This is a genomic window from Ruegeria sp. AF7, assembly GCF_056541885.1.
This window is the reverse complement of the sequence record NZ_JBQFYX010000007.1, coordinates 72,315-88,539: the sequence shown is the minus strand read 5'-3', so window position 1 is coordinate 88,539 and position 16,225 is coordinate 72,315. Positions and strand designations below refer to the sequence as shown.

The following is a 16,225-nucleotide window of genomic DNA, read 5'->3' as shown; positions in this document are numbered from 1 at the left end:
CTTTCACCCGTTATACTTAGACAGAATCATGGACCCGTTGGTGCCGCCAAAGCCGAAGCTGTTGGTCATGACACTGTCCAGTCCTGCGTTTTCAACCACTTCAGTTGCAATTTCACCGGGCAGGATGCCTTGGGCGAGTGTGTCGACATTGATCGACGGCGTAATGAAATCATTGTCCAGCATGAGTAGGCAGAAGATCGCCTCAAGCGCTCCTGCCGCGCCTTGCGCGTGGCCAGTCATTGATTTGGTCGAGGAAATCGGTGGCACGTTACCTTCACCGAAGATTCGGCGCACAGCCTCTACTTCGCCCACATCACCGACAGGTGTCGAGGTCCCATGTGCATTGATATAGCCGACCTTGCGACCTTCGGGCAGTGTGTCCAACGCCAGCCGCATCGCGCGCTCGCCGCCTTCACCCGAAGGGGCCACCATGTCGTGGCCATCCGAGGTAGCAGCATAGCCGGTGACTTCGGCATAAATCTTTGCGCCGCGGGCCAGAGCGTGCTCCAACTCCTCCAGAACGAGGATGCCGCCGCCACCGGAAATCACAAACCCGTCACGGTTTTCGTCAAACGCGCGCGAGGCTTTCTCGGGCGTGTCGTTATATTTCGACGACATCGCGCCCATCGCATCGAACAGGCACGAAAGTGTCCAGTCCAGTTCCTCGCCGCCGCCAGCGAACATGACGTCCTGCTTGCCCAGCATGATCTGTTCGGCCGCGTTGCCGATGCAATGCAGTGAGGTCGAGCAGGCCGAGGTGATCGAATAGTTGATACCCTTGATCTTGAATGCGGTCGCCAGGTTTGCCGAGATTGTCGAACACATGCATTTCGGCACTGCGAACGGCCCGATCCGCTTGGTCGCACCTGTCTTCAGAACGGTCTGATGCGCCGTCAGCATCGCGCTTGTCGACGGGCCGCCGGATCCAGCCACCAAACCTGTGCGCGGGTTGACTACCTGGTCCTCGGTCAGACCAGAATCTGCAATGGCCTGAGACATGGCGATATGAGCGTAAGCCGCGCCCGGACCCATGAAGCGCAGGGTGCGTTTGTCCACGTGTTCAGCCACGTCAATCTTGAGCGTTCCCGCGATCTGACTGCGAAACCCATGTTCCGCCATCTGTTCGCTGGCTTCGATCCCGGATTTACCTGCTTTGAGCGAGGCCAGAACCTCTTGGGCATTATTCCCGATCGAAGACACTACCCCCAGACCGGTGACGACTACTCGACGCATGTGCGCACTCCTTATTTCGGGTCGGTCAGGCTCAGGCCTCGGACAGAACGACCTTCATATCTTTGACATCATAGATCATCTCGCCATCGGCTTCGACGATTCCATCTGCCACACCCATGGTCAGGCGACGTGTCTGAATCGCCTTTTTGAAATCGATTTTATACGTTAGCATCTTGCGGTCGGGACGAACCATACCGGTCAGTTTCACTTCGCCCACGCCGACGGCCATGCCGCGCCCTTGCCAGCCACGCCAACCCAGGTTGAAACCGGTCAGCTGCCATAGACCGTCAAGGCCCAGGCAACCCGGCATAATCGGGTTGCCGGGAAAATGGCAGTCAAAGAACCAAAGGTCAGGGGTGATATCGAATTCGGCCAGCACATGTCCTTTGCCATGCAGGCCACCATCATCCGAGATGTCGGTGATCCGGTCCATCATCAGCATTGGCGGGGCGGGCAATTGTGCATTGCCGGGGCCAAATAATTCGCCGCGGGCGCATTTCAGCAGATCGTCTTTGTCAAAACTGCTTGGGAACTGGGCCATTCTTGCCGCCTCTCCTGCCGTGGGTCCGTTCGTTATATCTGGCCTCGTCTAGCACCCGTTTGCAAGGTCCTGCAAGAGCAGCGGCTACATCATGTTGTGTATGCCGCGTTCTTTGCGAATGAATTTCATTTGAAATTGCCAACCATGCGCTCCTATATATAATGGAAGTGACTATGGGTATTGGATCAATGACACCGCAGAGCGGCGAAATAGCAACGGGTTGGCTGGTGAACGCCGGCCTGCGTCCGACGCGTCAGCGTGTGGCGTTGGCCGAGCTTCTGGTGGGCGATGGCCGCCATCGTCACGTCACCGCCGAGAGCCTGTTTGAATCGGCCAAGGCGAATGGCGACGCTGTTTCACTGGCGACGGTTTACAATACCCTGCGCGCGTTTTGCGACGCTGGCGTTCTGCAGGAAATCACCGTGGACGGGTCAAAAAGCTACTTCGACACGAATACGCATGATCACCCTCATTTTTATTGGGAGGATGAGGCGCGCCTGAGTGACGCGCCGTCGGACCAATTGGTGATCCAGCGCCTGCCCGAAGCACCCGAAGGGGTCGAGATTGCCTCGGTCGACGTTGTCATTCGCCTGCGCAAAAAGTAGCGCCAATACCGCCTCTCAAACTCGCCAACAACAAACGTTCAACCTGATCAATCGTTGCGTCAGAGGGCCCTGTTCCGTGGCGCGCAAGTACAACCGATTCAGTTGCGTCCTGATTGCTGATCGGAACACTGACAAGACGTTTATTGTCATAACTGACCGGGCTGAGCGGGCTGGTATAACTGATCCCGATCCCTTCGCCATGGGCGGCAAGACTGCGCTGGATCTCAATCGACGCCGCCCTATGCGCGACAGTCGGGTGCAGACCGTTGCGCCGGAAGAGACTGAGGATGTGTTGGGCCGACCAGCCTTCTGTTGACAGGATCAACGGGTGAGCAGCCAAGTCAGCCAGTGAGACCATGCCCGCTGTCGCCAACAGATGATCCGGTGGCATTAGGGCCTTTGGTTGACTGTCGAACAGTTTTGTTCGTGTGAACCCCGCATCCATTGTCAGCTCATAGGTGATGGCAATATCGATCTGGCCATCAATTAATCTGTTCAGCAGCCTTTCAAAGGAAGCAGCAAAGTATGTGATTGCGATGTTTGGAAAAGTGTCGCGCAAATGGTGCAGGGCGGGTGCCAATAGGAAGGGGGCGAGGTCCGTAAAACACCCCAATCTTAGACGTGTCGTACCCGACGGCGGAGTTTCTGATGACTCGATTTGGGCTGCGCCTTTCAGCAGGGTCTCGGCCTGATCGATGAATTTTCGCCCCTGAGGCGTCAGCGCCATGGCCGAGCCTCGGCGGCGGATGAACAGAGGGTGACCCACATGTGCTTCGACACGCGTCAGGGCTGTAGACAGGGCTGGTTGCGAAACATTCAGGTATTGTGCGGCTGCGGACAGGCTGCCGTGGCGCCCGACCGCGCAAACATATTCGTACTGACGCAGTGAAATATATAACATGAAGTTAATTATAGCTTCGAAAGATATGATTTGAATAGAACACATCTTCAACGCAAAAGATTGGAAAACGAATGGAGACCCGGATGCCTCACCCGCTTGTTACTCAAGAAATGATCACAACTTATCAGGATGATGGCGTCGTTCTGATCAAAGGGCTGTTTGCAGACTATGTGGATCAACTGCGGAAGGGTGTGGCCGCGAATATGGCAGAGCCTGGCCCGTATGCATCAGAAAACAAGAAAGAGGGTCAAACGGGTCTGTTCTTTGACGATTATTGCAACTGGACCCGCATCCCGCAGTTCCGCGAGGTGATCGAAAACTCGCCTGCGGCCGAGGTCGCAGCGGACCTGATGCAGTCTAAAAACGTGCAGGTGTTTCACGACCACGTATTGGTAAAAGAGCCCGGGACATCCATGGCCACGCCCTGGCATCAGGATGGCCCATATTACTTCGTTGAAGGTCAGCAAACCATCAGCTTCTGGTCTCCGCTGGATCCGGTCAGGCAGGCGACGTTGCGCTGTGTCGCAGGTTCTCACCGGTGGGAGAAAGAGGTGCTGCCAACTCGCTGGGTTTCCGAGGAAGGTTTTTTCCCGGATGAAGGGCAGTACATCCCCGTGCCGGACCCGGATGCCGAGGGCATGAAAGTCGTTGAATTCGAAATGGACCCCGGTGACGCCGTTGCCTTCAATTATCGCACCCTTCACGGTGCGCGGGGTAACCACTCGGATAGCCGTCGCCGCGCCTTTTCTCTGCGGTTGGTCGGCGATGACGCACGGTATGTAGAGCGTCCAGGCAGAACCTCTCCACCTTTTCCCGGCCATGGCATGACGCCGGGGCAGCGTCTTCGCGAAGACTGGTTTCCGGTCCTGTTTCAGCGCTGAGACGATTCAGAACCACTGGCCTGATTCGATCAGGCCCAGATCCAGCAGCTGCCGCGAGTGCCATTCAAAAGGCACAGAGTTGCGCCAGCTAAAATTCGGAATGTCAAAAGTCGACCCGGCATTTGTTTTGAGCGCCTTCGCGGCGCGGAAGGAACAAATAGCCGCGGTCATGTTGTGGTGCCATGGGCAGGAATAGGTATTGAATTCCGGCTCATTGAACGTGTGGTCCGATTTCAGGATCAGGCCCTTTTGCGCCTTAAACAGAGGGATGCGGTCGATGCGACGGCGTTCATAGGGAATGTGATCCTCGAACCGCCAGCGTAAGCCACCCGACAGGTCCACCTGGCGGTCCAGCGGTTGGCCGTCAGGGTCGCGGCGTGATTGGGCATAATAACCCGTTTTGTCGAACAAAGCCTGTTCGGGGGCGACACCGTTGGGAAAAGCGGTCAGGTCCTCGGCATAAAGGTCGATGACGTAGCTCAGCATAGCGTTGCGGCGTTCTTCGCTGTGAAAGGCCAGCATCTCAGCAATGCTGCGCGTTTCGCAAAACGGAAAGAACAGGTATTCGGCGTTGTAGCAGTAATACATCCAGATGCCGGGTGCGGCCTGAATTATTCTGTTCAGGGTATCGAAAACCACCGTTCGGGGAACGCACTTCAAGGTGACCCGATGCACCCGGTCGGTCAACGCGGGCTCCAGTCGGAACTCCTGAGGCATGAAGGCGATAACGGATTTGAACCCTAGTTTCAGATGGTGATGCAGAGTACTTTCCAACTCGACCTCATCCTCGGCAAAGACCATCGCAACGGGGCCTTGCGCCATTGCGGGTTGCCCGGCTTTCAGGAAATGGTCGAGGGAATCGTATTGCATCGGCTGTTTTCAGTTTTGTCTTGCTGGAAAGTTCCGCCAAATTCGGGTAATTGCGCCCGCATTGCAAGCGGCGTTCGAAGCATATAGACGACGCCGGTCCAGCGAATGCAAAGGCCCGTCTCATGTCCGAACCGAAGAAGCTGTTTATCAAGACCTATGGCTGTCAGATGAATGTCTATGACAGTGAACGCATGTCCGAGGCGCTGGGCGGGCAGGGCTACGTTGAAACCCAGACCCCCGAAGATGCGGATATGATCCTGCTGAACACGTGCCACATCCGCGAGAAAGCGGCAGAAAAAGTGTATTCCGAACTGGGGCGCTTCAAGGGTCTGAAGGCCGAGAAGCCTGATCTGAAAATCGGCGTGGCGGGCTGTGTTGCTCAGGCGGAAGGCGAAGAGATCATGCGCCGCCAGCCTTTGGTTGATCTGGTGGTCGGTCCGCAAAGCTATCACCGCCTGCCCGAGATGGAGGCAAAGACCCGAGCGGGCGAAAAGGCGCTGGACACGGATTTCCCCGAAGAAGACAAGTTCGAAAAATTGAAAAACCGCCCCAAGGCCAAGCGCGGACCGACGGCGTTTTTGACTGTTCAGGAGGGCTGCGATAAATTCTGCGCCTTCTGCGTGGTTCCTTATACACGCGGTGCTGAAGTCAGCCGCCCAGCCGATCGCATCATCCGCGAAGCCCATGATCTGGTCGAACGCGGCGTGCGCGAGATCACGTTGCTGGGCCAAAACGTCAACGCCTATCACGGTGCCGGGGCGAATGGTGACATGACGCTTGCCGGCTTGATCTGGGAACTGAACAAGGTCGACGGGCTGGAACGCATCCGCTTTACGACCTCGCACCCAAACGACATGGCCGACGACCTGATCGAGGCACATGGCACCTGTGACAAGCTGATGCCTTATCTGCACCTGCCGGTTCAGTCGGGTTCGGACCGTATCCTCAAGCGGATGAACCGTAGCCATACGGCAGAAAGCTATCTGCGGCTGGTCGAACGCATTCGTGCGGCGCGTTCAGATATCGTGATGTCGGGGGACTTCATTGTTGGTTTCCCAGAAGAGACCGAAGATGATTTTCAGGCCACGATGGATTTGGTCGAAGAGGTCAAATACGGCTATGCCTATTCCTTCAAATACTCCACACGTCCGGGAACCCCGGCAGCTGAACGGTTGCAGGTTGATCCGGCTGCGGCAGATGAACGGTTGCAGCGGCTTCAGTCCTTGATCACGCGCCATCAGCGAGAGATTCAGGACGGTATGGTCGGACGCACTGTCCGCGTTCTATTCGAAAAACCGGGTCGCTTGTCCGGGCAGATGGTTGGAAAGTCCGAATATTTGCATTCGGTGCACGTAAAAGGACCAGAGATCGCCACGGGTGACTTGAGAGAAGTCCGGATCACTGAGTCGGGGGCGAATTCTCTGGCCGGTGAGTTGTTGTAGGTCGGTGTAAACACCTCCCGGACACCATAGTTGGTGTTTGTTTCCAAAATTTACCCTTGATTTATTGCTTGGAACTATGCTCCGAGAGGAGCCATGGTTTTTTTGGCGCAAGGATCTGCGTCTACAAATCGGCAATATGCCGGTCCCGGAAAACGGGATGAGGGAGGTACGAGTGTCGACTATCAAGAGCTTTTGGAGCCTGAGCAGGTTGAGAACACTGACGTTAACTGCCGCTGTTACACTGATTGCCGGCGCATCCATTGCCGGTGATTTGAAAGGTGACATAAGCGATCCGGAAGTGGTCAGCCCGAAAAGATTCAGCAGCGATGTCCGCGCTTTTTACCTGGGACTTACCGGCGGTTATGGCTCTGGCGGGGACGATCGGTTTGGCCTGACAACGCCCAGCAGGCAGTTTGATATCGGTGATCAGGACTTGTCGGGGACATACGGGGGGCTCCGGGGGGGGTGGCGTGGTATTTTACCTGCTACCGGTGGGCGCGACTATGTCTATGGCTTTGAAGTCGGGTATGAGTTCGGTTCCCTGGACGACACTGTCAGCAGGCGGATCGGCGGCGTCAATGTGCAAGGCGGAACAGAGATTTCGGATGTTCTGGCATTCCGATTTCGTAATGGTCTGACAAACCGCAGCGGACGAATTCTGTATTTCTTCAGTGTCGGATATCTATGGGGCGATGTGGAAACAACCAACAGCTTGGCATTGGGCCCGACGGTTCAGAATTTCTCGGCGTCAGATCGGCGGAACGGTTATTCGGCAAGCATAGGGGCCGAGCACAAGTTGTCGGGCAACTGGTCGATTACGGGCGAATATGAATATGTCCAATTCCAATCAAAAAACGTCCAGTTCAGTTCTGGCTTTTCCACAAAGTCCACACCAAAATACAGCGGTTTGAGATTCGGGCTGAACTATACCTTCTGATGTTCGCCCAATCGGCAACCGATCACCGTTAAATCGGCTGTTATGACATCTCAGCGTTTATTTTTGAAACTGTGGCTTGCGCCTACCAAGATTTGTTGTCTACGCTCGGAGTGAACAGCCAAGACAGGAGAGCGGATTGGCCATCGGTGCCCTGACCCCACCGCAAGATGAAATGCCCCAACACGAGGCGTTCGTAGAATTTCCAGACAACCGATTGCTGATTGACCTGTGCGGTGAATATGACCGCAATCTGGCCGAGATCGAAACCAAGCTTTCGGTCCAGATTGTACGTCGCGGCAATCAGTTGGTTGTTATGGGCGATGATGATGCTCAGAAACAGGCGGTTGAAGTGCTTCAATCGCTGTATACACGGCTTGAAGGTGGGCGCGAGGTTGAGGCCGCAGACGTCGATCGCGAGTTGCGGATGGGTGTTTCGGAGCAGGGAACTGGAAGCCGCGATGGCGATCAGCTTGAGATGTTCAAGGGCGGTTCTGTCGAGATCAAGACCCGCAAGAAGCTGGTTGAGCCGCGCACCGACGCCCAGAAAGCCTATGTCCAGTCACTGTTCAAGAATGAGCTGGCCTTTGGAATTGGCCCGGCGGGGACGGGTAAGACCTATCTGGCGGTGGCGGTCGGTGTTTCGATGTTCATCGGCGGACATGTGGACCGAATCATCCTGAGCCGTCCGGCGGTCGAGGCGGGCGAGAAACTGGGCTATCTGCCAGGCGACATGAAGGACAAGGTCGACCCTTACATGCAGCCGCTTTATGACGCGCTGAACGATTTTCTGCCCGGAAAACAGTTGGCCAAGCTGATCGAAGAGAAACGAATCGAAATCGCTCCGCTGGCCTTTATGCGCGGTCGTACGCTGGCCAACGCATTTGTGGTTCTGGATGAAGCGCAAAACGCCACCACGATGCAGATGAAGATGTTCCTGACCCGTCTGGGCGAAGGAAGCCGCATGGTCATAACTGGCGACCGGTCACAGGTCGATTTGCCGCGTGGCGTTCAATCGGGCCTGGCGGATGCTGAGAGGTTGTTGAAAACGATCCCGAATATCAGCTTCAACTACTTCACTTCGAAAGACGTGGTGCGTCACCCGCTTGTCGCTGCGATCATCGAGGCGTATGAGGCCGATGCGGGCCGTGAAACCACGTGAACACATAGCCCGCTAACGAGGCTGTTGCGCGGTAAGATGACCCTGGATCTCATTTTCGAGGACGAAAGGTGGCAAGATCTTGAGGTCTTGTCACAAAAGGCGATTAACGCCGTTCTGACCCATTGCGGTTTGGCCCCGGAGCTGTGCGAAGTCAGTATTCTGGGGTGCAACGATGCGCGGATTTCGGAACTGAACGCAGAATTTCGCGGCAAACCGACGCCCACCAATGTGTTGAGCTGGCCTGCGGAAGACCTGGCTCCGGACGAGCCAGGGCAAACACCACGCCTGCCAGAGCCTGATTTTACCGGTGAGATTGTTCTGGGCGATGTTGCGATTTCCTATGACACTTGTGCCCGCGAGGCGGCCGAGGCCAACAAGGCAATGAGTGACCATGTGACCCATTTGCTTGTTCACGGAACGTTGCATTTGCTGGGTTATGATCACATTCGTGACCCCGATGCCACCTTGATGGAAGAGATTGAGGTCAAGATACTTGGCAAATTGGGTATTGATGACCCATATAAGGTGTAATGTGGGTTCAAGACCCGATCAGTTGGAACAAGGTAATGGGCGATATAGAAGGCAGTTCTAGGGCGGCGCAAAGCGCGCAACCTCAGGACAGCAGTACTGAAACGGAAGAGAAAACCGGTCTGTTTTCTCGAATCCTTGATGTGTTTTCGAGCGAAGATACTCAACCGGACCAGTCGGTGAACGGACAAAACGCGGCTGTGGCGCAGCCACGCGGGATGATTAACCTGCGCCGGATGCGTGTTGAGGATGTTGCCATCCCTACCGCTGAAATTGTCTCGGTACCTTCGACGATCACAAAAGATGAACTGGCGGATGTTTTCCGGAGCAGTGGTATGTCGAGGATTCCAGTCTATGAGGGAACCTTGGATACACCGCTTGGTTTTGTTCACCTCAAGGATTTTGCTCTGACCCACGGTTTCAACGGTGGGGGTAAAAATTTTGATCTGACCTCTATGCTGCGAACGCTATTGTTCGTGCCGCCATCCATGCCAATCGGCGTCTTGTTGACCAAGATGCAAACCGAGCGGCGTCACATGGCATTGGTGATTGATGAATATGGCGGCGTTGATGGTCTGCTGACGATCGAAGACCTGATCGAGCAGGTCGTGGGTGAAATCGCTGACGAGCATGATGCGGATGAAGACCAGCTTTGGGTGCAGGAAAAGCCCGGATGCTATGTGGTACAGGCGCGTGTGCCGCTCGAAGATTTCGAGGCCGAGATTGGCCGGTCTCTGACCAGTCATGAAGACGTCGACGAAGAGGAAATCGATACTCTGGGCGGGCTTGTCTTTATGCTCTCCGGCCGCGTTCCGGCGCGGGGTGAGGTTGTCATTCACCCAGAGGGCCCGGAATTCGAAGTGATCGAAGCCGATCCACGCCGTATCAAACGGCTGCGCGTCATGCTGCCGGGCGTTGCTGCATGACCCCAGTACGGGGCTGGCCATTATCGTTGAGATTGTTGGTCGCTGCCGCCCTTGGCGGGGCGGGCGCGTTTGGTCAGGCGCCTCATTTGTATTGGGGCGCAACCGTTTTGGCTCTGGTCCTGATTGTGCCGATTTTCCTTGCCAGCGAAACCCGAGGCCGGGCGGCATGGGTCGGCTGGGCCTTCGCGACCGGCTATTTTGCCCATGCCCTTGGCTGGATCATTGAGCCGTTTCAGGTAGATGCTGAACGACATGCCTGGATGGCCCCGTTTGCGTTAGTATTCTTGGCGGGCGGACTGGCCTTGTTCTGGGCTGCCGCCTTTGGCCTGTCGCGCAATATTGGTGCCACGCCCATTCGTCAGGGCATATTACTGGTTGCAGTCTTGTCCCTGGCCGAGGTGGCGCGTGGATATGTGCTGACCGGCTTTCCATGGGCTGGCGTCGCGCAGATCTGGGTGGATACACCGGTGGCTCAGGTGCTGTCTCTGGTTGGGCCAAATGGGTTGAACGCGCTGACCTTTGCCGCAACATTCCCAATTGGCGCGGCATTGGCGCAGGATAAACCCTTGAACGGTTTGGCGCGGACCCTGGGTTTTACATCCGCGATGGCCGCGATGGCGATTGCCTACGGGTTGACGCGACCCGTCGTTCAGGACGGTTCGCATCTGGTTCGCGTGGTCCAGCCGAATGCCCCCCAGCACCAAAAATGGGATCCGGCATATGCGCCTTTGTTTTTCGCGCGTCAGGTTGAATATACCGCAGCCTTTCCCAGACCCGACCTGATTGTCTGGCCCGAGACCGCAGTTCCAGCTTGGTTGGGTAGTGCGCAACCGTTTCTGTCGACTGTTGCGGATGCCGCGCAGGGTGTGCCGGTGATATTGGGGATTCAGCGTGCAGAAGGCTCGAGGATCTTCAACTCGCTGGTCTATCTGGATGAAACCGGGCGTCAGGCAGGGTTGTATGACAAACACCACTTGGCGCCTTTCGGTGAATACGTCCCCTTGGGTGATCTGATGGGGCGTTTCGGGGTCAGTGGTCTGGCGGCCACAACCGGGCACGGGTTCAGCGCGGGGCCGGGCCCCTCCCTGTTGGACCTCGGCAAGCTTGGAATCGCATTGCCCCTGATTTGCTACGAAGCCATTTTCCCGCAAGATGTGAATGGTGCGCCGGGCCGGGCTGACTTCTTATTGCAGATCACAAATGACGCCTGGTTTGGTGCGCGGTCGGGACCGTTTCAACACCTGGTGCAAGCCCGGATGAGGGCAATTGAGCAGGGCTTGCCGATGATCCGTACGGCCAATACTGGTGTATCGGCCATGATTGACCCATTGGGTCGGGTGACTGCGTCATTGGCTCTGGGTGAGGCGGGATATGTGGACGCCGTGCTGCCGCAACCGCACCGTCGCACGACTTATGCTCGTATCGGGGACAGTCCGGTCGTTGTTGTCCTACTGTTTATTTTGGCAATGGCGCTGTTTGGTATCCGCGGCGACCGGGCAATTAGAGATTGACCCCAACTTTGGTCAGGCGTATGCGTCTGTGGTCTGCCACAACGGCTTCCTGGCGTGGCGGAGAAACCTTAATGGAGCACATTTATGTCCCGACAGAACTATACTTTTACTTCGGAATCCGTTTCTGAAGGGCACCCGGATAAGGTCTGTGACCGTATCTCGGATGCTGTCCTTGATGCATTTCTGAACGAAGAGCCTGAGGCGCGCGTGGCCTGCGAAACCTTTGCCACGACCAACCGCATCGTTATCGGTGGCGAAGTTGGTCTGTCGGACAAGGACAAACTGCACGACTACATGGGCCGCATCGACGAAATTGCGCGCGAGTGCGTGAAAGACATCGGATATGAGCAGGATAAGTTCCACCACGAAACCGTCGAGGTGACGAACCTTCTGCACGAACAATCCGCCCATATCGCGCAGGGTGTGGATGCCGCAGACAACAAGGACGAAGGCGCTGGCGACCAGGGCATCATGTTTGGCTTTGCCACAACAGAAACGCCTGCGCTTATGCCTGCACCGATCCAGTATTCGCACGCAATCCTGCGGCGTCTGGCCGAAGTGCGCAAGAACGGCACCGAGCCTGCACTGGGGCCGGATGCGAAATCTCAGTTGTCTGTCGTTTATCAAGACGGCAAACCGGTCGGCGTCAGCTCGATTGTTCTGTCGACGCAGCATCTGGACGAGGCACTGACGTCGGATGATATCCGCGCCATCGTTGAACCCTATATCCGTGAAACTCTGCCCGAAGGCTGGCTGTCGGCCGAAACCGAATGGCACGTCAACCCGACCGGCAAATTCGTTATTGGCGGGCCGGATGGCGACGCGGGTTTGACCGGTCGTAAGATCATCGTGGATACCTATGGTGGCGCAGCCCCGCATGGTGGCGGTGCTTTCTCGGGCAAAGACCCGACCAAGGTTGACCGTTCGGCGGCCTATGCCGCGCGCTACCTGGCGAAAAACGTCGTAGCCGCCGGTATGGCCGAGCGCTGCACCATTCAATTGAGCTATGCCATCGGCGTATCGAAGCCGCTTTCGATTTACGCAGACACGCATGGCACGGGTCAGATTGCAGATGCGGCGATCGAAAAAGCAGTTGGTCAGATCATGGATCTGACGCCGCGTGGCATTCGTCAGCACCTTCAGCTGAACAAGCCGATCTACCAGCGTACAGCGGCTTACGGTCACTTTGGCCGCGAACCGGATGCAGATGGCGGTTTTAGCTGGGAACGCACTGATCTGGTCGACGCGCTGAAATCCGCAGTTTGATCTGAAAAATCCAAAGCGCGCCTTCATGGGCGCGCTTTTTCTTTGGGGAAGTGCACGCTCTTGCAACGTACTCCGCTGCGCAGTATGGCCACCGTCATGAGCACCGAGACCCCACAACGCCCGCGCAGAAACTTTTATGGCCGCTTCAAGGGCAAGACCCTGAAGCCCAGTCAAAAGACCTATCTGAACGAAGATCTGGTGGCCTTGTCGCCCGGCGCTGTGGACTGGGACACTAACCCTGAACGCAGGCCGCTAGACCTGGACGGTCTATTCGGCGGCAGGTCGGTTTGGTTGGAAGTCGGCTTTGGCGGTGGTGAGCATTTAGTGCACCAGGCGCAAAACAATCCTGGCATTGGCATCATCGGGGCCGAGCCATACATCAACGGTGTTGCCATGCTGCTGGGCAGAATCCGTCAGGCAGGTGTTGAAAACCTTGCCGTGCACCCCGGCGATGTGCGCGATCTGTTCGACGTGCTGCCAGAGGCCAGCATTTCGCGCGCGTTCCTTCTCTATCCCGACCCATGGCCCAAAGCGCGGCATCATCGCCGTCGATTTGTAACCCAGGAACATCTTGAACCGCTGGCGAAAGTGCTGAAACCCGGGGCGATCTTCCGGGTTGCAACTGACATTCCCGATTATGTGCGTCAGACCTTGGAAGAGGTTCCGCGCGCCGGGTTTGAATGGCTGGCCGAACGCCCTTCTGACTGGCGCGAGCCGTGGGGCGACTGGATCTCGACGCGATACGAACAGAAGGCGCTGCGCGAGGGTCGGACACCTCATTACCTGACCTTCCGACGCAAAGGCTGATTGCCGCTGGACCAACGGGCGTCAATTCGCTAATCGGCTTGAGCACTGATAGCGCAAAAGGAGCCCTCATGTCCGGACACGGCACGCCCATCCCGATGACCTCGCATCCCTGCGGCCCGCTGACCGGCACGGCCGAGGTGCCCGGCGACAAGTCGATTTCGCACCGGTCGCTGATCCTTGGTGCGATGGCCGTGGGTGAAACCAGGATTTCGGGTTTGCTGGAGGGCGAAGACGTACTGGATACCGCAAAGGCGATGCGTGCCTTCGGCGCCGAAGTCACAGAGCACGGAAACGGGGAATGGACAGTGCACGGCGTGGGTGTCGGTGGCTTCGCCGAACCGGGTCAGGTGATCGACTGTGGCAACTCGGGAACCGGTGTGCGGCTGATCATGGGGGCGATGGCGACCTCTCCGATCACTGCGACATTTACTGGTGATGCCAGTCTGAACAAACGCCCCATGGCCCGGGTGACTGATCCTCTGGCCCTGTTTGGGGCAGAATCGGTTGGGCGATCCGGCGGGCGCTTGCCGATGACCATCGTCGGCGCTGCGGACCCGACCCCTGTGCGATACGAAGTTCCTGTGCCGTCTGCGCAGGTGAAATCCGCCGTACTTCTGGCGGGTCTGAATGCCCCCGGAAAGACCGTTGTGATCGAGAAAGAGGCTACACGTGACCATTCCGAACGGATGCTGGCTGGATTTGGTGCCGAAATCACGGTCGAGGATACCGACGAGGGCCGTGTTATCACTCTGACCGGTCGCCCGGAGCTGAAGCCACAGGTCATCGCTGTACCGCGCGATCCGTCCAGCGCGGCTTTTCCGGTTTGCGCGGCATTGATCACACCTGGATCGGATGTCTTGGTGCCAGGGATCGGTTTGAACCCCACACGCGCGGGCCTTTTTACAACCTTGCGCGAGATGGGCGCTGATCTGAACTATGAAAACGAACGCGAAGAAGGGGGCGAGCCGGTTGCCGATTTGCGCGCCAAGTACTCGCCCAACATGAAAGGCATCAACGTTCCTTCCGAGCGTGCCGCCTCGATGATTGATGAATACCCGATTCTGTCTGTGGTCGCTGCAAATGCCACAGGCACAACGATGATGGGCGGCGTGAAAGAGCTGCGCGTGAAGGAAAGCGACCGGATTGACGCCATGGCCCGTGGCCTGCGCGCCAACGGGGTGACAGTCGCTGAAGGCGACGACTGGTGGTCGGTTGAAGGGCTGGGCATCGGCAACGTTCCGGGCGGCGGCACCTGCGAAAGCTTTCTGGATCACCGCATTGCCATGTCGTTCATGGTGATGGGTATGGGGGCGCAGAATCCCGTAAGCGTGGATGATGGTGGCCCGATTGCTACGTCTTTCCCGATCTTTGAACCACTGATGGCGTCGCTGGGCGCAAAGGTACAGCGCACGTGAGTTTCACGGTTGCCATTGACGGACCAGCGGCTGCGGGCAAGGGCACGATATCCAAGGCTGTGGCGGCGCATTTCGGCTTTGCCCATCTGGACACGGGCTTGCTGTATCGCGCTGTCGGAAGGCGGACTCTGGAAGGGGTTGACGCGCTTGAGGCCGCGCAGGCCCTGACAGCGGAAGAACTTGAACAAGGCGACCTGCGCACCGCCGAGATTGCGCAGGCAGCGTCCAAAGTGGCGGTTCTTCCAGAGGTTCGCGCAGCCTTGGTCGATTTTCAGCGCACATTTTCCCGCAGGGCAGGTGGGGCCGTTCTGGACGGTCGTGATATTGGCACGGTGATTTGTCCGGATGCCGAAGTGAAGCTGTTTGTTACAGCCAGTGCAGAAGTGCGCGCCGAGCGTCGTTTTCTGGAGCTTAGCGCAAAAGGCGCTGACGTAACCCGTGAACAGGTTCTGGCTGATGTCAGAGAACGCGACGCGCGGGATGCTGAGCGTAGCACAGCTCCGATGAAACCCGCTGAAGATGCTGTGCAGTTGGACACCACCGATCTGAGTATCGAGGCGGCGTTGGCCAAAGCCCTTGAGGTGATCAACGCGAAACTGCCCGCGACGCGTTAACGCCGCGGGCAAACGGGTCAGGTCTTACAACTCGCCGACGGCGACGCTTTTGATATTCGCCCATTGGTCATCCGCGGTTTTTGCGGTGGCACCAACATCCTTCAAGAAGGCTGCCCGGGTTTCTGCATTCAGGAACAGAAACAGTTTTCCGTCTGCGACAAGGTATTGATCCGGGTCACCGTCAAACTTCTTGCCGACCGATACGCCGAACGAACAGAAGCCACCGTGCTGCGGCAGGTATGCAGCAGGGTTTGCTTCGAACGCTTCTCGGTTCGCGGCGGACGTGAAATAGTAGGAGGCTCCGTCATAAGTTGACGAGTGAGTGGCGAAGCCTTCGACCGGGTTACCATCATTGACCAGTGCAACCAGATCAACCCCATGGGCGGCCAACGGTGCACCGGCGGCTGAGATGCCGTTGGACACGTTGATTTCGTCAGCAGCAAAGGCTGGGGTGGACAGGGCAATTGCAGTTGCCATGGCGGTAAAGATGAGAGATTTCATGATATTTTCCCTTTGGTTCTGGTTTCGGGTCGACCGCTTTGTCGACCGACAAGGCAAAATTAGGGAAAGAATGCCGAACGTTTAATCT

General features: G+C 57.0%; 17 protein-coding genes and 1 riboswitch. Of the genes, 12 read left to right on the top strand and 5 right to left on the bottom strand.

What is annotated here, in order from left to right:
- Nucleotides 1-3: 3 nt before the first annotated feature.
- Nucleotides 4-1,233, bottom strand: a complete 1,230-nt coding sequence (gene fabB / locus ACR0AP_RS13235; RefSeq protein ID WP_480507094.1) for a beta-ketoacyl-ACP synthase I — start codon at nucleotides 1,231-1,233, stop codon at nucleotides 4-6.
- A gap of 31 nt (nucleotides 1,234-1,264) precedes the next feature.
- Nucleotides 1,265-1,774, bottom strand: a complete 510-nt coding sequence (gene fabA, locus ACR0AP_RS13230; RefSeq protein WP_209598228.1) for a bifunctional 3-hydroxydecanoyl-ACP dehydratase/trans-2-decenoyl-ACP isomerase — start codon at nucleotides 1,772-1,774, stop codon at nucleotides 1,265-1,267.
- A 188-nt stretch (nucleotides 1,775-1,962) separates the two neighbouring features.
- Between fabA and irrA the strand changes: the two genes are divergently transcribed.
- Nucleotides 1,963-2,379, top strand: a complete 417-nt coding sequence (gene irrA / locus ACR0AP_RS13225; protein WP_209598312.1) for an iron response transcriptional regulator IrrA — start codon at nucleotides 1,963-1,965, stop codon at nucleotides 2,377-2,379.
- On the opposite strand, the gene ACR0AP_RS13220 is transcribed toward irrA, so the two are convergent.
- Nucleotides 2,357-3,280: a LysR family transcriptional regulator gene (locus ACR0AP_RS13220; RefSeq protein ID WP_480507093.1), complete on the bottom strand. Its 924-nt coding sequence runs from the start codon at nucleotides 3,278-3,280 to the stop codon at nucleotides 2,357-2,359. The two genes, irrA and ACR0AP_RS13220, sit on opposite strands and share 23 nt — an antisense overlap.
- 83 nt (nucleotides 3,281-3,363) lie before the next feature.
- Here ACR0AP_RS13220 and ACR0AP_RS13215 point away from each other — a divergent pair, with 83 nt between their 5' ends.
- Nucleotides 3,364-4,161, top strand: a complete 798-nt coding sequence (locus ACR0AP_RS13215; RefSeq protein ID WP_480507092.1) for a phytanoyl-CoA dioxygenase family protein — start codon at nucleotides 3,364-3,366, stop codon at nucleotides 4,159-4,161.
- 6 nt (nucleotides 4,162-4,167) lie between these two features.
- Here the strand turns inward: ACR0AP_RS13215 and ACR0AP_RS13210 are convergent, their stop codons facing one another.
- Nucleotides 4,168-5,031, bottom strand: a complete 864-nt coding sequence (locus tag ACR0AP_RS13210) for a hypothetical protein (RefSeq protein ID WP_480507091.1) — start codon at nucleotides 5,029-5,031, stop codon at nucleotides 4,168-4,170.
- Between the two features lie 122 nt (nucleotides 5,032-5,153).
- Here ACR0AP_RS13210 and miaB point away from each other — a divergent pair, with 122 nt between their 5' ends.
- The 10 genes from miaB (at nucleotide 5,154) to cmk (ending at nucleotide 15,636) form a co-directional block, all read left to right on the top strand.
- Nucleotides 5,154-6,473, top strand: coding sequence for a tRNA (N6-isopentenyl adenosine(37)-C2)-methylthiotransferase MiaB (gene miaB, locus ACR0AP_RS13205; RefSeq protein ID WP_480507090.1), 1,320 nt, complete (start codon nucleotides 5,154-5,156; stop codon nucleotides 6,471-6,473).
- Nucleotides 6,474-6,510: 37 nt separating this feature from the next.
- Nucleotides 6,511-7,410: an outer membrane protein gene (locus ACR0AP_RS13200; RefSeq protein ID WP_480507089.1), complete on the top strand. Its 900-nt coding sequence runs from the start codon at nucleotides 6,511-6,513 to the stop codon at nucleotides 7,408-7,410.
- A 136-nt stretch (nucleotides 7,411-7,546) separates the two neighbouring features.
- Nucleotides 7,547-8,569: a PhoH family protein gene (locus tag ACR0AP_RS13195; protein ID WP_480507088.1), complete on the top strand. Its 1,023-nt coding sequence runs from the start codon at nucleotides 7,547-7,549 to the stop codon at nucleotides 8,567-8,569.
- Between the two features lie 36 nt (nucleotides 8,570-8,605).
- Nucleotides 8,606-9,100, top strand: a complete 495-nt coding sequence (ybeY, locus tag ACR0AP_RS13190; RefSeq protein WP_480507087.1) for an rRNA maturation RNase YbeY — start codon at nucleotides 8,606-8,608, stop codon at nucleotides 9,098-9,100.
- A 35-nt stretch (nucleotides 9,101-9,135) separates the two neighbouring features.
- The gene (locus ACR0AP_RS13185; RefSeq protein ID WP_480507086.1) at nucleotides 9,136-10,023 is read left to right on the top strand and encodes a hemolysin family protein; all 888 of its coding nucleotides are present in this window, start codon (nucleotides 9,136-9,138) and stop codon (nucleotides 10,021-10,023) included.
- A complete protein-coding gene (gene lnt / locus ACR0AP_RS13180) occupies nucleotides 10,020-11,534 on the top strand; it encodes an apolipoprotein N-acyltransferase (RefSeq protein ID WP_480507085.1) in 1,515 nt (504 codons plus the stop codon). Before ACR0AP_RS13185 ends, lnt begins: the two co-directional genes overlap by 4 nt.
- A gap of 30 nt (nucleotides 11,535-11,564) precedes the next feature.
- A riboswitch (SAM-SAH riboswitch) is annotated at nucleotides 11,565-11,613 on the top strand.
- A 5-nt stretch (nucleotides 11,614-11,618) separates the two neighbouring features.
- Nucleotides 11,619-12,800 carry a methionine adenosyltransferase gene (metK, locus tag ACR0AP_RS13175; protein ID WP_209598222.1) on the top strand — a complete coding sequence of 394 codons (1,182 nt, stop codon included), beginning with the start codon at nucleotides 11,619-11,621 and terminating at the stop codon, nucleotides 12,798-12,800.
- Nucleotides 12,801-12,896: 96 nt separating this feature from the next.
- Entirely contained in the window at nucleotides 12,897-13,607 is a 711-nt protein-coding gene (trmB, locus tag ACR0AP_RS13170) for a tRNA (guanine(46)-N(7))-methyltransferase TrmB (protein ID WP_480507084.1), read from the top strand.
- 68 nt (nucleotides 13,608-13,675) lie between these two features.
- On the top strand, nucleotides 13,676-15,022 hold the full coding sequence (aroA, locus tag ACR0AP_RS13165; protein WP_480507083.1) for a 3-phosphoshikimate 1-carboxyvinyltransferase: 1,347 nt from the start codon (nucleotides 13,676-13,678) through the stop codon (nucleotides 15,020-15,022).
- Nucleotides 15,019-15,636: a (d)CMP kinase gene (gene cmk / locus ACR0AP_RS13160; RefSeq protein ID WP_480507082.1), complete on the top strand. Its 618-nt coding sequence runs from the start codon at nucleotides 15,019-15,021 to the stop codon at nucleotides 15,634-15,636. Before aroA ends, cmk begins: the two co-directional genes overlap by 4 nt.
- Nucleotides 15,637-15,660: 24 nt before the next feature.
- Here the strand turns inward: cmk and ACR0AP_RS13155 are convergent, their stop codons facing one another.
- Nucleotides 15,661-16,137, bottom strand: a complete 477-nt coding sequence (locus ACR0AP_RS13155) for a YHS domain-containing (seleno)protein (protein ID WP_209505404.1) — start codon at nucleotides 16,135-16,137, stop codon at nucleotides 15,661-15,663.
- Between the last annotated feature and the right edge of the window lie 88 nt (nucleotides 16,138-16,225).

What these genes read in the sequence shown, in the direction of transcription:
- miaB (WP_480507090.1), top strand. Translation starts at nt 5,154, where the DNA reads ATGTCCGAACCGAAGAAGCTGTTTATCAAGACCTATGGCTGTCAGATG.
- fabB (WP_480507094.1), bottom strand. Translation starts at nt 1,233, where the DNA reads ATGCGTCGAGTAGTCGTCACCGGTCTGGGGGTAGTGTCTTCGATCGGG.
- ACR0AP_RS13220 (WP_480507093.1), bottom strand. Translation starts at nt 3,280, where the DNA reads ATGTTATATATTTCACTGCGTCAGTACGAATATGTTTGCGCGGTCGGG.
- ybeY (WP_480507087.1), top strand. Translation starts at nt 8,606, where the DNA reads ATGACCCTGGATCTCATTTTCGAGGACGAAAGGTGGCAAGATCTTGAG.
- irrA (WP_209598312.1), top strand. Translation starts at nt 1,963, where the DNA reads ATGACACCGCAGAGCGGCGAAATAGCAACGGGTTGGCTGGTGAACGCC.
- lnt (WP_480507085.1), top strand. Translation starts at nt 10,020, where the DNA reads ATGACCCCAGTACGGGGCTGGCCATTATCGTTGAGATTGTTGGTCGCT.
- fabA (WP_209598228.1), bottom strand. Translation starts at nt 1,774, where the DNA reads ATGGCCCAGTTCCCAAGCAGTTTTGACAAAGACGATCTGCTGAAATGC.
- trmB (WP_480507084.1), top strand. Translation starts at nt 12,897, where the DNA reads ATGAGCACCGAGACCCCACAACGCCCGCGCAGAAACTTTTATGGCCGC.
- metK (WP_209598222.1), top strand. Translation starts at nt 11,619, where the DNA reads ATGTCCCGACAGAACTATACTTTTACTTCGGAATCCGTTTCTGAAGGG.
- ACR0AP_RS13155 (WP_209505404.1), bottom strand. Translation starts at nt 16,137, where the DNA reads ATGAAATCTCTCATCTTTACCGCCATGGCAACTGCAATTGCCCTGTCC.
- ACR0AP_RS13215 (WP_480507092.1), top strand. Translation starts at nt 3,364, where the DNA reads ATGCCTCACCCGCTTGTTACTCAAGAAATGATCACAACTTATCAGGAT.
- aroA (WP_480507083.1), top strand. Translation starts at nt 13,676, where the DNA reads ATGTCCGGACACGGCACGCCCATCCCGATGACCTCGCATCCCTGCGGC.
- ACR0AP_RS13210 (WP_480507091.1), bottom strand. Translation starts at nt 5,031, where the DNA reads ATGCAATACGATTCCCTCGACCATTTCCTGAAAGCCGGGCAACCCGCA.
- ACR0AP_RS13185 (WP_480507086.1), top strand. Translation starts at nt 9,136, where the DNA reads ATGGGCGATATAGAAGGCAGTTCTAGGGCGGCGCAAAGCGCGCAACCT.